Annotated in this window: 12 protein-coding genes; 5 read left to right on the top strand and 7 right to left on the bottom strand. The window is 44.5% G+C overall.

Annotated features, from left to right (window positions below; all coding sequences use genetic code 11):
• Window positions 1-374: 374 nt before the first annotated feature.
• From F7Y48_RS15305 to pdxY, 5 genes are all read left to right on the top strand, one after another.
• Window positions 375-821 (top strand): helix-turn-helix transcriptional regulator, encoded by a 447-nt coding sequence (locus F7Y48_RS15305; RefSeq protein ID WP_031780583.1) that lies wholly within the window; start codon window positions 375-377, stop codon window positions 819-821.
• 408 nt (window positions 822-1229) lie between these two features.
• A complete protein-coding gene (gene speF, locus F7Y48_RS15300; RefSeq protein WP_316684989.1) occupies window positions 1230-3410 on the top strand; it encodes an ornithine decarboxylase SpeF in 2181 nt (726 codons plus the stop codon).
• A gap of 61 nt (window positions 3411-3471) precedes the next feature.
• Window positions 3472-4782, top strand: a complete 1311-nt coding sequence (gene potE, locus F7Y48_RS15295; RefSeq protein ID WP_005396773.1) for a putrescine-ornithine antiporter — start codon at window positions 3472-3474, stop codon at window positions 4780-4782.
• A gap of 147 nt (window positions 4783-4929) precedes the next feature.
• Window positions 4930-5118, top strand: a complete 189-nt coding sequence (locus F7Y48_RS15290; RefSeq protein WP_005396772.1) for an AbrB/MazE/SpoVT family DNA-binding domain-containing protein — start codon at window positions 4930-4932, stop codon at window positions 5116-5118.
• A gap of 101 nt (window positions 5119-5219) precedes the next feature.
• Entirely contained in the window at window positions 5220-6089 is an 870-nt protein-coding gene (pdxY, locus tag F7Y48_RS15285; RefSeq protein WP_316684988.1) for a pyridoxal kinase PdxY, read from the top strand.
• Window positions 6090-6161: 72 nt separating this feature from the next.
• On the opposite strand, the gene sstT is transcribed toward pdxY, so the two are convergent.
• From sstT to malT, 7 genes are all read right to left on the bottom strand, one after another.
• Entirely contained in the window at window positions 6162-7379 is a 1218-nt protein-coding gene (sstT, locus tag F7Y48_RS15280; protein ID WP_005396770.1) for a serine/threonine transporter SstT, read from the bottom strand.
• A gap of 357 nt (window positions 7380-7736) precedes the next feature.
• Window positions 7737-8813: a ribosome small subunit-dependent GTPase A gene (rsgA, locus tag F7Y48_RS15275; protein WP_316684987.1), complete on the bottom strand. Its 1077-nt coding sequence runs from the start codon at window positions 8811-8813 to the stop codon at window positions 7737-7739.
• A gap of 275 nt (window positions 8814-9088) precedes the next feature.
• Entirely contained in the window at window positions 9089-9397 is a 309-nt protein-coding gene (locus F7Y48_RS15270; RefSeq protein ID WP_316684986.1) for a PTS transporter subunit EIIB, read from the bottom strand.
• On the bottom strand, window positions 9387-10001 hold the full coding sequence (locus F7Y48_RS15265; protein WP_006740812.1) for an SCO family protein: 615 nt from the start codon (window positions 9999-10001) through the stop codon (window positions 9387-9389). Before F7Y48_RS15265 ends, F7Y48_RS15270 begins: the two co-directional genes overlap by 11 nt.
• Before the next feature lie 9 nt (window positions 10002-10010).
• On the bottom strand, window positions 10011-10436 hold the full coding sequence (locus F7Y48_RS15260; RefSeq protein ID WP_182019588.1) for a hypothetical protein: 426 nt from the start codon (window positions 10434-10436) through the stop codon (window positions 10011-10013).
• A 251-nt stretch (window positions 10437-10687) separates the two neighbouring features.
• Complete coding sequence (locus tag F7Y48_RS15255) at window positions 10688-11605, bottom strand: DUF368 domain-containing protein (protein WP_041853110.1); 918 nt, start codon at window positions 11603-11605, stop codon at window positions 10688-10690.
• Between the two features lie 580 nt (window positions 11606-12185).
• Window positions 12186-14894, bottom strand: coding sequence for an HTH-type transcriptional regulator MalT (gene malT, locus F7Y48_RS15250; protein WP_258643713.1), 2709 nt, complete (start codon window positions 14892-14894; stop codon window positions 12186-12188).
• Window positions 14895-15612 lie beyond the last annotated feature (718 nt).

Raw genomic sequence — 15612 nt, 5'->3', positions numbered from 1 at the left:
GGGATATGTTTATCTTCAAATAGAGGGTTTTCCCTCTTTATCTACTTCTCCTGTTGGGCTCAAATCAACTCTCTTCAATTGATAGTAATAATGATTGAAGAGCAATACTTGATGCCCAGAGTAATAGGTGAATAGTATTCATTACTTTATCTAATAATGTAAATTAAAAATTGTATTATAAATCTTAAATTGTGTTTTTATATTTAGGCATGGATTATTGATTTTATAATTAATTAGGGGCAAGATGACGTACAAAATAAAATAGCATAGATAATATGCAGAATTACACTAGGAAGTAACTTTTTCATTACATGTTTCAGCAGAAATGGAGCGAATTAGTTTGCTCTGTTTTTATTTCTATTAGAGATTTGTGTATGTTGAGAATCATTAGTGCAGATAAATTCATCTCTTCAAGATTTATCTTAGAGTACAGTAAGGCTGAGTTCGCTTCTTTATTAGGCGTTTCCGTTGCTAAGATAAGTAATATTGAAAGTGGAAAATCTTCAATCCCCCCGGTGTACGATTACGCCATTAATTATTTACTTAGTGAGCATCCTTTTAAAGATAGTGCAGTTGACGCTTTATGCTCTCACGAAACGTTAAACTTTGCTCGGCGTATTGACGTCAACACCAAAGTAAAGCGCCTGTCCTGCAAGCGCTGCGATAGCCGAAGGCTGCACGTTATGGCAGGAATGAGTGGGTTGTATTTTGTTGAGTGTATGGATTGTAAACATACCATGTACTCGTCAGGCATGTCTGTAAAGCGTTATCAGCAATGGTCGAATGGTGGAGTCAAGCTAGATAGTCATTTATTCAATTAAGTTGTTTTTTCTTTATATCCAAAGTAAAGAGCCATCAATACATGTGTTGATGGCTCTTTTATTATGTGTTTAAATTTGGTTAAAAGTGGAGTGTTTTAAACTGCAATAATATAATTTAACTTATTATATAGTGATGGAAATCTCAAAACTTTATTTTCTTATAATAACCTTCTTTTTAATAATGGGCGTTGTCACATAATTATTGAAGGTTCTTTCCTTTTAGGTGCGTTTCAATATCATTGAGATAGAAGCTGGAAAGTGATGAAAGTCTCTAAATTTTAATTCGATAAAATAAGTCTTTTAAATATGAAAATTTAATCACGAAATTTGTAATTTGAATTTTAAATAAATATTTCGTTTGTAATATCTGTCCTTGTCATTTTTAAAGAACAAAAAGAGATATTTCAAATGAAACGTTTAATTATAGGTGTTAGTAATTACATGACTGAAGACTTTAGCTTATTAGCTGAATCTTTAGATGAACAATTTAATCGTCACTTACTGCCTTTAGAACAAGTTGAATTAACCGACGTTGGTGCGGCTATTATTACGTCAGCAGACATTAAAGCGGGTCTGCACAGAATGATTTCGGAAACAGGGTACGGAATTCCTGTTTTCTTAGTGACCGATGAAACTCCAGTTTCGGCAGAAGATTACGTTTGGTTAACGGGTGTTATTGATTTAGAAAGACAATCTATCGATTACTACTGCCGTCAAATTAATGAAGCTGTGACTAAATATGAGTGTCGTCTGCTCCCTCCTTTCTTCAAGCAATTAACGCACTACGTTGAGATGGGTAACTCGGCGTTTGACTGTCCAGGGCACCAAGGTGGTCAGTTCTTCAAAAAACACCCTGCTGGTAAACAATTCTACGATTTCTTTGGCGAAAACCTATTCCGTAGCGACTTGTGTAACGCGGACGTGGACTTAGGTGACTTACTGATCCACGAAGGTTCTGCACACCAAGCGCAAGCACATGCTGCAAAAGTATTTAACGCTGACAAAACTTACTTCGTACTTAACGGTACTTCTGCTTCAAATAAAGTGGTGTGTAACGCGCTAGTAACTGAAGGTGATTTGGTATTGTTCGACCGCAATAACCACAAGTCGAATCACCACGGCGCGTTAATCCAAGCGGGTGGTATGCCAGTTTATCTAGAAACGGCGCGTAACCCTTGGGGCTTCATTGGTGGTATGGATGAGCACTGTTTCGATGAAGAGTACATTCGTGCTCAAATCGCGAAAGTATCTCCAGAGCGTGCACGAGATGAACGTCCGTTCCGCCTGGCCATCATCCAGTTGGGTACTTACGACGGTACAATTTATAACGCTCGTTACGTCATGGATAAGATTGGCCACCTTTGTGACTACATCTTGTTTGACTCGGCATGGGTAGGCTATGAACAGTTCATCCCTATGATGAAAGACTGTTCGCCACTGCTACTGGATCTGAAACCAGAAGATGCGGGTGTGATCGTGACTCAGTCTGTTCACAAACAACAAGCTGGTTTCTCTCAAACGTCGCAAATCCACAAAAAAGACCGCCATATCAAAGGCCAAGCTCGTTACTGCAATCACAAACGCTTTAACAACGCGTTTATGATGCACGCATCGACATCTCCTTTCTATGCGTTGTTTGCTGCATTGGATGTGAACGCGAAGATCCACGATGGTGAAGCAGGCTTACGTTTATGGAGCGACGCAGTTAAGACAGGTATCGAAGCGCGTAAAGAAATTCTCAAAAGTTGTGAGTTAATTCGTCCGTTCATTCCAAATGAAATTGAAGGTCAACCTTGGGGCAGTTATGACACTGATGTGATCGCGACCAACAAGAAGTTCTTCATGTTTGAGCCAGATGCAAACTGGCACAAGTTTGAAGGTTATGGTGAAGGTCAATACTTTGTTGACCCATGTAAATTGTTGCTAACCACGGCAGGCATTGCCGAAGACGGCAGCTACGCAGATTTCGGTATTCCGGCAACGCTATTGGCGAACTTCCTTCGCGAAAACGGCATCATCCCTGAGAAGTGTGACTTGAACTCCATCTTGTTCCTACTCACTCCAGCGGAAGATATGGGTAAGATCCGTCACCTTGTTGCGCAAATCAACCGATTTGAAAAATTCATTCGTGATGATGCACCTCTCAGTATCGTGCTACCAGGCGTCTACGAAGCGAACAAAGAGCGCTACCGTGGTTACACCATCCGTCAGCTATGTCAGGAAATGCATGACATGTACAAAGAGCTGAACGTGAAACAGCTACAAAAAGCGATGTTCCGCAGTGAATACTTCCCACAAATGGTTCACAAACCAGACGTGGCAACACGTAAATACTTCCGCGGTGAATGCGATTACCTACCACTTAAAGAGGCCGTCGGCCGCGTAGCCGCCGAAGGTGCGCTGCCTTACCCTCCAGGCATTATCTGTGTGATCACTGGTGAAATCTGGACTCAACAGGTGGTTGATTACTTCTTATCTCTAGAAGAAGGCATCAACCGATTCCCAGGCTTCGCGCCAGAAATTCAAGGTGTGTACCTTGAAGATGTCGACGGTCGCACTACCGCACATTGCTATGTCCTAAAAGATTAATCTACCCGTTCGCACCACGCTCCGGCGTCGGTGCGAACCGCTTATTCGTGGAGAATAATTTATGAGTACTGAAACTAAAAAAATGTCGGTGGTGCAGTTAACCATTCTGACGTTCATCAATATGGCTGGCTCCGGTATTATCATGCTGCCAAGTAAACTGGCGCAAGTGGGCACCATTTCTGTGTTGTCTTGGCTGATCACGGCAGCGGGCTCTTTGGCGTTGGCTTATGTGTTTGCAAAATGTGGTCGCTTTAGTAAACGTGACGGCGGTATGAACGGTTACGCGTCTTACGCATTCGGTAAATCGGGTGCGTTTATGGCGGGCTGGACTTACGGTTTGTCGCTCCTTATTGCGAATATTGCGATCGCGATTACCTGTGTGGGTTACGGCTCCGCATTTTTTGAAGTGACCCTATCTCCGGTCGAAACCTGTTTGTACACCATCGCCATTCTTTGGATTTGTACTTTCGCTAACTTCGGTGGTGCGAAAATCACAGGTCAAATCGGTACCTTCACGGTATGGGGTGTGATCCTACCGGTATGTTCGCTAGGTATTGTTGGTTGGTTCTGGTTTAACCCAACCATGTACATAGAAGCTTGGAACCCACACCACCTACCATTTGGTGAAGCTGTGAGTGCTTCTATTGCCATGACACTATGGGCGTTTCTTGGTCTTGAATCGGCCTGTGCGAACTCAGAAGCGGTAGAAAACCCAGAGAAGAACGTACCAATCGCAGTATTGGGCGGTACGTTGATTGCTGCGGTGGTTTACATTGTATCGACAAACATCTGTTCTGGTATCGTTGCAAACTCTGAGCTTGCCGCTTCTACCGCGCCATTCTCAACCGTATGGTCTGTGATGCTTGGCTCAGCAGCAGGTAAAGCGGTTGCTGGTATGGCGGTATTGGCTTGTGCGGGTTCTCTATTAGGTTGGCAGTTCACTATCGCGTCAGTGTTCAAATCATCTTCTGATGCGGGCTTCTTCCCTAAATTGTTCTCTCAAGTGGACAAACGTGGTACGCCAATCAAAGGTATGGTGGCCATCACGGTTATCCAATCGGTGCTGTCTTTAATGACTATTTCTCCAACGCTGAACGAGCAGTTCGAAGCGCTGGTTAACCTAGCGGTAGTAACGAACGTTATTCCTTACATCCTATGTATGGGCGCAATTTTCATCATGCAGCAAGTGGCGCACGTGCCAGAGCGAGAGATGAAAACCACCAACATTATCGCTCTGATTGGTTCTCTATACAGCTTCTACGCGCTATATGGTTCTGGCTACGAAGCGATGATGTGGGGCTCAATCGTCACCTTCCTAGGCTGGAGTGCTTACGGTCTGATTGCTGCCAAGCATGAGCCTTTAGCAAATTAAAAAATAATAATGAAAGAGCCTTCCCAAACGCGGTGTGGAAGGCTCTTTGTTTTTAGGCGCTTATGCCAAGCCCAAGTCAGAACAAGGCTCTTGGGAATAAATATCCAATGATGTGAAAACTCATTTTCGACATTTGGAGGACGAAAGATGATAAGTCAACCTGTTAAAATCGGTGACGATACCGCCGTAGTCATTCCAAGCGTAATCCTGACTCAACTCGGGATAAGGGAAGGAGATACCCTAGAAATCGCACTGAATAAAGACAAAATGGAAATCAAGAAGATGGTGTTGAAAACCAGCGCTCCAACTTACTCTGAAGAAGTTAACGAGAATTGAGTTAGAGAATCTTGGTTTGTCGGATACACTACTGGTTTCGCAAAACTGGCGCTTGCCGCTGTCTTTGAACTATCGATAACAACAATAAGAGGTAAGGTACTATGCAAGGTATCCTCTCTATACAATCTCATGTTTCTTTTGGTCATGCTGGTAACAGCAGTGCCGTTTTCCCAATGCAACGCATGGGCTTCGAAGTATGGCCGATTCATACCGTTCAATTTTCTAACCACACGCAGTATCAAGAAGGCTGGACTGGGCGAGCGTTTGCGGCTGAAGACATCAGCGAGTTAGTTCGTGGTCTTAGTAACATCGGTGCATTGGAAAAGTGCCAAGCGGTGTTGACGGGCTACCAAGGCAGCGCAGAGCAGTGCCTTGCTGTTGAAGAAACTGTGACGAAGGTGAAGCAAGCGAACCCGAAGGCACTTTATGTTTGCGACCCTGTGATGGGCGCGCCAGACAAAGGCTGTATTGTGGCGCCGGGTATTGCAGAAAACTTGTTAAACCGTCTGATGCCAATGGCAGATGTGATCGTGCCTAACCAGTTCGAGCTAAGCCAATTTGCAGAGATGGAAATCCACTCGTTAGACGATGCGATCACGGCATGCCAACGTGCACTAGCGAAAGGTCCAAAAGTTGTGCTAGTTAAGCACCTTTACTGCCTAGAGAATGGCAGCTTCAACATGTTACTGGCAACGCAAGAAGGCATTTACTTAGCGAAGCGCCCTCAGTTTGAGTTTGTCAAACAACCTGTGGGTGTAGGCGACCTTATTTCGGCTATCTTCACCGCTGGATTATTGAAGGGTTGGTCTCCTAAACAAGCTTTCCAACACTGCCATGACGCGTGTTACGGGGTATTAAGCGCCACTTACCATGCAGGGGAGTGGGAGCTGCAAACTATCGCGGCACAGCAAGAGTTTGTTGAGCCAAGTAAGCATTTCTCAATTGAAGAGGTGGCTCTGGCCACCGCGTAATTGAGCGCAAATAATTAGTATATAAAAAAGGGGAGCCATCATCGGCTCCCCTTTCTATTTATTCTGTCAGTCTTACTGAGCTTTTTGCTGTTCTGATTTACAAACTGCTGCTGTGAAGACAACGTCTGTTGAACTGTTTAGTGCAGTTTCAGCAGAGTCTTGAATCACGCCGATGATGAAGCCAACCGCTACAACCTGCATTGCTACGTCGTTTGAGATACCAAACAGACCACACGCAAGTGGGATAAGTAGTAGCGAGCCACCTGCAACACCTGATGCGCCACATGCAGAAACCGCAGCCACAATACTTAGCAGTAGTGCAGTCAGTAGATCAACTTCAATACCCATAGTGTGCACAGCTGCAAGCGTTAGCGTTGTGATAGTGATTGCAGCACCAGCCATGTTAATGGTCGCACCTAGTGGGATAGATACTGAGTATGTATCTTCGTCCAGTTTTAGCTTCTCACATAGTGCCATGTTTACTGGGATATTCGCCGCACTTGAACGAGTGAAGAACGCGGTTACACCACTTTCACGTAGGCAACGGAATACAAGTGGGTAAGGGTTTTGCTTAGTTTTAACGAACACGATCGCCGGGTTTACAACAAGTGCGATTATCATCATAGCGCCAAGAAGAACCGCCAGAAGGTGTGCGTAGCTTGCTAGTGCGCTAAAGCCTGTTGTTGCGAACGTTGAAGCAACTAGGCCAAAGATACCAAATGGTGCAAGACGAATGATAAAGCGAACAATGTGAGACACGCTGTGGCTGAGATCTTCAAACACGGCTTTCGTTGTTGCAGATGCGTGGTGTAGAGCAAGACCCAGACCCACACCCCAAGCAAGAATGCCGATGTAGTTTGCTTCTACTAGTGCATTTACTGGGTTGTCGACCAGTTTAAACAACAGTGTGCGTAGAATTTCAGCAATACCTTGAGGCGGCGTTGCACCTTCAGCGCCGGTGACAAGCGTTAAATTGGTCGGGAAAAGGAAGCTTAGAACCACTGCTGATAGCGCTGCGAAGAACGTACCCATCAGGTACAGTACAACGATTGGACGCATGTACGTGTGCTGGTTTTTCTTTTGGTTCGCAATTGAAGCGGCAACCAAAATAAACACAAGGATTGGCGCGATCGCTTTAAGAGCACCAACAAAAAGGCTACCAATTAATCCTGCACTTTCGGCATGGCTTGGGGAAATTGTGGCGAGCAAAATACCAAAGACAATACCGACAAGGATCTGGACGACGAGGTTACCACGAGCAAATCGGGCAACGAGGCTGTTGTGTTGCATACATCATTCCTGCAATTTTATGGCAGAGCGAGCAGGGCAATAGTCCATCATTACACGGCGATAATGCCCTTGTATTGCAAGGGGTGAGCATTGCTTCTGGTCACTAAGACACATGATTATCAATTATCCTGTTTTTATAAATTCAGCCATTTTCTTGCTGAATATCACATATCTTAGCTTGGTAATATTTTGTGTCTAGTTTTAGTTTGTTTTTGGATTAAATGTTTGCTCAATGTTATTTAAATAAGATTTTTATGTTGAAAATTATCATTAGTTATGAGTAATGGTTTTTAATAAAGTTGTTAAAAAGGAGACTTTCGTCTCCTTTGATTTTATTGACAACTCAAACGTAACAAATCAATAACTTTGTTGGCGCCTGCGCTTATCACTCATGGCATTTCGAGTGAGTTTCCCGAACTGTCGACTTTGAGCTCGTTGCTCTGCCAAAGTCGCGCCGTTAAAGGCTTGTTCTCGCAATAGTTTTTGATAGTTATTGAAACGACGAACCTCCAGTGTGCCATTTTCAATCGCAGCTTGAACTGCACAACCCGGCTCAGTTTGATGCTGGCAATCACCAAAGCGACAACGTTGAGCGAGACCCTCAATGTCAGAAAATGCCTCACTGACGCCCAGTTCGCAGTCTGCTAGTTGAAGCTCGCGCATTCCCGGAGTATCAATCAAGATGCCGCCATCAGGTAATAGATGGATAGAACGCGATGTGGTTGTATGTCGCCCTTTGCTATCGTCTTCACGAATATGCCCAGTCGCCTGTTCTTGCTGCCCGAGTAATGCATTCACAAGAGTTGATTTGCCAACGCCTGAAGAACCGATAAAAGCGACGGTTTGCCCCTCATTACACCAGCTCATGAGTTTAGAAGCACTCTCTGTTTCTAAGCCGTTGACTGTCTCTATGACTAATAGAGGGTCGAGCTTCTGTACTTGGCTTTTTAGTTCATCAGTATTGTCACACAAATCGGCTTTGGAAAGCACGATGACGGGTTCGACTTCGGCTTCATGGGCCAAGGCGAGATAGCGTTCAATACGACTTAAATTGAAGTCGTCGTTAAGGGAACAGACGATAAAAACGGTATCCACATTTGCGGCGATGAGTTGCTCTGCCACTTTGCTACCTGCTGCTTTGCGGCTAAAGAGGCTCAAGCGATCCAGTAAGCGAACAAATTGCTGATCGTCATTTAAGATAACCCAGTCTCCGACGGTCATATTGGGTAGAGAGTGGTGGGCATTGAGGTGGACTTGCCCCGTTTCTGTCGCCAATAGGTAACCACTTCGGTGATGTGCAATCACACGTGCAAAGATAGTGTCGTCGTAATCGTCTAGTGTCAGTTGTTGCTGAAAAAATGGTTTCCAACCCAATCGTTTTAGTGGGTTTGAAGTTGAAATTAATGTGTCACAAAAAGTATGTGTTTGATTCATTGTTGAATTATCCCAGACGCAAAAAAGCGCCTTAATACAAATCGCATTAGGGTCTAATTCGGATAGAGTTGACCCCGGTGAAGACCGGGCAGAGAAGGGGAGTTGTGGCTATGCCACGCAATTGGTGCGGTTAGGGTTACCCTTGCGATGCCCAGTTAGTGTTATTCAATACAATCATCATGTGTCCTCTTCGTTGGTTAATAAATAAGTGAATTAATTAAGCCAAGAGAGTATAGCCGCCCTTTTTCTTAGAGGGTAGCTATACTGCGAAAATATTAGCTTTGTTTGTTGATGCGCTCTTCCATTATCTGCGAATACGTGTTGGCTTTTAAGCCGTATATGATTTGGACATGACGCTCATTCAGTATCACGACGCCATGCGCGCCATGATTTTTGAGTGCATTTTTATCGATGATGGACGTCGTTCTAAGGGTAAGACGCAGCCGAGTCGCGCATGCCCCAGTTTCTAGCAGGTTTTCTATCCCCCCAATGGCGTCAATGATCGTATCGACGTCTTGTTCGACATTGGGGTTGGTTTGAGTTAGGAAACTGAAAAACTGTTTCAGCACTGACTTAACTGTCATTTGAGGAGCCTTCAGTCGTCAGTTTTGAAATGGCTTCAACAATCGGTGCCGGCGAGAGTGTATGCGGTACCTTGGTGATTAACGTGCCATCCGGCTTCAAGAAGTAAAAGTAAGAGCTGTGATCAAGTGTGTATTTGAGCTCCGAGCCTTCCAATTCGGTTTTGCGGAAAATAACACCATAGTTGTGTGCCAGAGGTGTGGTTACATCAAGCGGTGCCGATAGGCCTTCAATCATTGGATGGAAGTAATGGGCATATTTCGCCGAGGCATCGGCCTCATCACGCTCTGGATCTAAAGAGATGAACATTGGGCGCAGTTGCGCTTTTTGCGCTTCATCGATTTGATTCAGGGCTCCTGCTAGCATAGCAAGCGAAGTTGGGCAAACATCCGGGCAGCGAGTAAAACCAAAATAGACGACTCGAATGCGAGGGTCATTTACATCGAAGATATTGACGGCTTGGTTATTTTCCCCAAACAATACCGTTTGTTGAGACGTGGAACTATCCACTTGCTCTGGCTTCGTTTTCTGATTATCTAAATAGCTTTTTACGCCAAACCCGAGGGCGAAAGCAACTACGAGAAATAGGGACCAATTGCGGCTCATAACGATTCCTTATCTTTGCATTTTTATAGCAGGGTAAACGGTACTCTCTCCATCACTGAGTTCACCAACCCAGGTCATGGCGTCTTGAGTGCAAACCGGCAGAATGATGTCACCTTGATATCGACCGGGAGCGACTTGCTTCAGTAAAAACTTGGGTTCTCCCATCTCCATTTCTCTTCCTGAAAGGCTTAGGACGAGTTGCTCAGCATCGCTTGTGCGCCACTCAACATTCAGAGTAGTAGGGACCAAGGGTTGAGCAGTATCTGCGTTGAGCGTCATCGTAACATTCTCTTGAACGCACGAGGCAGTAGAGAGAAAGCAATACTCATCTATCGGTTTGATCGGAGTGGATGAAGAAAAGCTTTTTAGTAACGTCGGGGCATAAAATCCCGCAACCAGTGCGGCTGAAACAGCGGCGATTTGTAACACTTTCATTAAGGTTCAGCATTTATCACTTAACATTATCTGCATCGTAGCACAGAAGCGTCATTCGCCAACTCGTGGCCTAAATAAATTGTGCGTTGTGCCTCGATGACAGAGATCAAAATAACCGCGCGGCTTAGGGGCTGTTGAATCAAGCCCATAAAGATTTTCAATTGCGATGATTTTCTCTTTGCCAACAAACAAGAACGAAGCCAATTGGCTCCGTTCTTGTTTGTTGATTCCGTATTGATTTGATACCGCAGTTACTTGTCTGAATCTGCAAATTTTTCGAGGCTCAAAACCAGCGCAATGGCAGCAAGCATCATCACAACGGCAAGCACTAACTGAGAAGGTTGTGATGTTACGTGTTCAAATTCAAATGGTGATAGGTTGTGCTGTAGCAAGGGCACTTGCTCACCCTTTGAATTGGTGCGCCAAGTAATGGTTTCTTTCCAAGGCCAAATCTTTGGTAACGTACCAATCATTAAGCCTGTCAAAAACATCAGAGTGAAATCGCGGAACTTGCGTAGTAACCACGACAATAGATGCGAAAAGGACAGCAAACCAATCACACAACCTGACAAAAACAGCGCTAATGTATCGACTTGGAAGCCTTTCACGGCGGCTAATACTGGCGCATACATCCCAATCAATAACAAGATAAAACTGCCAGAGATGCCCGGTAAGATCATCGCGCAAATCGCGATAGCACCAGCGAACAATGTGTTAATGGCCGTTGGTTCCATGTGTAAAGGTTTAAGCACGGTGATGCTGTAAGCAAACCCGACACCAACAAGTAGAGTCACAAAGCGGATAAGATCACGTTGTTCAACCTGACGAATAATGTGATAGACCGATACCAAAATCAGACCAAAGAAAAATGACCAAAGTGGGATGGGGTGTGTGTCAAGAAGCCAAGTGATCAACTTTGCTAGCGTAGCAATGCTGGTGAAAATACCGGCAAACAGAGCGATAAGGAAGAAACCGTTGATGTGATTAAAGGCGGCTTTAACCCCTTTTTTTCGCCAAATAGAGAAAAGTGATGGGTTAATGCGTCGAATGCTCTCAAGCAGCGTATCGTAAATGCCGGTGATAAACGCGATGGTGCCGCCTGATACGCCAGGAACAACATCTGCTGCGCCCATGGCGATTCCTTTGAAGAAAGTAATTAAGTAGTTCATTGCTCTAATGCTAAGTCGTTTCGATGGCACAGAGTATACAAACATTGCGACGAAAAAAGTATGAAATAGTGCTGTAGCTACTGGGTTTTATATCCAAGCAATTGCTTATTTTTGTTACAGGTTATGAGGTGATTCAAATACAACGATATCTTAATATTTGGTTTACATTATTGAGATGATTAACTGTACTATCAATGGCTACGCCTGTTGCATTATGCAAATGCAATTTGATAATTGGATTTGCGTTTTGCTATATTTTATATAGACAAATTCACTTTATATGAGATCCTGTGCCCAAAAATAAGTCTTTGCATTTTGGCATGATTAATGCATAATACTGCTCGACCCTTCTTAAGCCGAGGGTCACCTAGCCAACTGACGTTGTTAGTGAATACAATTTGTTCACACTAAATATAAGCCAATCGCGATTATTGCGGTTGGCTATTTTTTTATATGAACAACGTTACTTACGTGCTTTGCAAATTGCACTTCCCTCGTTCTAGACTCATAAAAAAGGGCTGACGCATCACGCCAACCCCTTGTATTTCACTTTAGGTTTTAATCTGTTTTCTTGAGCTGATCAGTACCCCATCAACTGGAGTAAATTTTCAGCTGTCACAATGGCCTCTTTACGATTGGCGATATTGAGCTTTTGGTACAAGTTGCGAATGTGGGTTTTAATCGTGGTGCCTGCCACATCAAGCTCTTGCGCGATTTGCTCATTACTGAAACCAGAATAAATCAAACCAAGCACCTGCCACTCACGTTGAGTCAGTGGGCTTGTGCGAACCAGTTCCGGTACGTTAGGGTGGTTTACCAGCTTCTCAATGAAGTCTTCATCAAAGTGAATAGAGCGGCTGCGCTGATTGGAGGAAATATCCTTCATCAATTGTTGAGCGCGGTGACGTTCTAGATCGCCTAACTCATGGCGGAGGCTTAACTTCTCCAGTAGCCCGCCAATGGTGGCACCATCAATGAGGAAATTACCTACCATCCCCGTCTGGTTTGTCATCACTAACGCTTCTTTTAGCAAAGCTTTTGCTTGCTCTTCGTCTTTTTGACGAGCAGCAAACACCGCTTCGACCACTAAGTTGCGATTAGTATCTGTGATCAGGTTGGTTCGACGAGCTTCACTTTGGAGGAAATCCAATGCTGCGCGCGCTTCGGTATATTGACCTAAGTTGATGTGTGCGCGTGCAATGTTACGCCATTGCAATTGTGAAAAGTGGTTGCATGCCGATTCAGGACGAACCGCAGTGTTGAGCCATTCTTGCATTGCATCGGTGTTACCGCGCGCTTGCCAAAATAGGATCAACGATAGTGAAGCGTTTGCTGTCCAGTCTACATGGTAAGTCGACTGTTTCATCAAGTGTTGGATATGCTCAATGAATTTACCGGCTTTGTCTAGCTCGCCACGGCCAACCGCAATACGCGCCAGCATCGAGTAGCTGTGTAAGTGCTTACTTGGCGAATGGTTTTCGAGAATTTGTAGACCTCGGTAGGCACATTCTTCTGCTTCATCAAGTCGGTTCCAGCACCAAAGCACTTGCGCTCGAATACGCAGCAAAAACTCGTGCAGAGGAACATGTTGAAGTTGCTGATCTTCAATCAAACGGAATGCGGAATCTTGCAGCTCAAAGGCGGCTTGTACGTAACCTTGCGCAATCAAAATTTCGCTTTGTTGCAATATCGCCCATAACGCTTGGTGGTAAACTTGGTACTGACGAGCCAGCTTCTCGGTTTGTTGCATCATCGGTAACGCGCGGTCGAGTTTACCTAGCACGTGGTTAACTTCGCCAACAACCGAAGTTGCCACAATGCGGCTACGGTAAATCGTGTTATCAAGTTGGCTAAGTGCTAGCTCCGCTAATTCGAGTGCTTTCTCTGGCTGGTTGCTGTTGATAGCTACTTGAGCAAGCAGCGCGTTTGCTTGACCTTGATAATGAATATCTAACTCAATGTTACGCTTTTTATGCTCCTCTTCCGCTTCTTCAAGCAAGTGGCCTACTTGGTTATAACGGTGTTGACTTTGAGCCAACCAAGCTCGGAGCATTGTAAGTTTTGGGTGGCTGAACAGAAGCTCAGCATCCAACTTATTAATTGAGCTTTCCAGTGTGCTGAGCTCGCCTTGGTTAAACATCTTCCAGCCGAATTCGTTTAGAATTTCTACCACCAAGTCTTTATCGTTCGACTTTTGTGCATGGTGAATCGCTTGGTGCGGTGCTTTTTGTTGTAACCAGGCAACAGCTGCATTGCGGTGGAGATCTTTTTCTTGCTGAGGAATACGCGCTTGGCGCTCATGAGACAAAAACTCACCAAATAAGTTATGGAATCGGAACCAGTTTTGCTCCCCTTCGAGCGGGTAAATGAATAAGCCGTAGCGGTTTAATGATTCGATCAAACCAAGCGCATCTTCGCGTTGGGTGAGGGCAAACACCAACTCATCATTGAAGTGGTCAAGCACGGACACTTGCATCAAGAAGTGACGAGTTTCGTGATCGAGCAAGTCGAATACTTCTTCGACTAGATAATCCCACAAATGCGCGTGATTGAACTGCGATACCGACTCTACGGTTTGTGCCAATGTACGGTTTTGATGTTGCGCTTGTAACGCGATCAACTGCATCGCCGATGGCCAACCTTCCACATAGGTTCTGAGGCTGTTTGCCATGTCTTCGTCGATGCCATCGGCAATACGCTGATTAAAGAAGCGAGTTGTTTCTTCGGTATCGAACGCCAACATCTCGTTACCGATTTCGATCATTAAATCACGAACACGTAAGTTTGCAGTACCCAGAGGCGGCGCTGCACGACTTGTTACCACAACGGTGAGGTTGTCTGGCATGTGTTTTAAGAAGAAACGCATGGATTCATGGATTTCATCGTTGGTGATCAAGTGATAGTCATCCAGCACCACGTAGCACTCTTGATGAAAATCAGCCATTTCCGCGAACACTTCGCTGAATAAAGAACGTAGAGAAGAGATCTGGCGTTTTTCCGCCAGTTTTTGTGCGTTAGCGCAACTGAAGTTGGTGGCTTTGTTTAATGCTTGAAGCAGGTAATTTACAAAGCGAAAGCCGTCGTTATCGCTGTCATCAATGCTGTACCAACCGACGTTTGGTTTATCGGATAGCCACTGCGCTGCCATGGTGGTTTTTCCGTAACCTGCTGGGGAGCGGAATAAAACCAATTTGTAGTAAGGCGCTTGCTGTAGTAAGTCCAACACTCGTGGGCGCACGATGGCATTGTGCAGGCGTCCTGGTCGAGTAAGCTTAGATGGAATCCACATTAGTAATTATGTCCTTATTTATGTATACCCAAGTGATTGCGACGTGATCATTTCAGTAAGGCCCCCTCGAAAGCTTCGTCTTACTGAATGATGTCATCAGCATCAAAAACGGTTTGAATGCCGGTTAATGTCGCCTTTTGTTGGGGCTTGCATCCGTCTGAAAAAGCATTCCATACGGTCACTTAGATATAAAAGCTAGCGAAAACTAGAAATAACTCACACCGCCTAATTCTAGTTTGTATAAAAAGCGTACAATCCTGTGAGCCGTGTGGGATGGTACGACATCAGAAATGTCCGTTACTTTGATCCACTTCCTAATTCTCAAGGGTTGATGGATTTACCATCAACTACGCCCTTTATTTGTGATTCTTGTCACTTAAATATCTTTTGTGTCGAGTGTATTAAGATCTCGTTGCACATCGATTATGAAAAATCTTTCCATGTTAACCAAGTTAATGTGACCAATATTACAATTTTCACATCATCAGATGAGTGGGCTATAAAAAGCGTCATGAACGGGTTTTAACCTTTCTCATATTTCATTGTGATCAAAATCACTAAGAACTGGAGCAAAGCTCACTTTGTTGAGATTTGGATCACTAACCTAGCAATGGTACCCCCTCTACGCCCTCAGCCCTCCTCCTTCAAAGGAGGAGAATTAGGAGGATGTTTATTCACAGAGGTAAATGCACGATGTATGGCAGATGAATTACCAAAA

Source organism: Vibrio sp. 2-1-2a (genome assembly GCF_032648565.1).
Lineage (GTDB): Bacteria > Pseudomonadota > Gammaproteobacteria > Enterobacterales > Vibrionaceae > Vibrio > Vibrio diabolicus.
The sequence above is the reverse complement of the archived record's forward strand: the minus strand, read 5'-3'. Positions and strand labels throughout refer to the sequence as shown.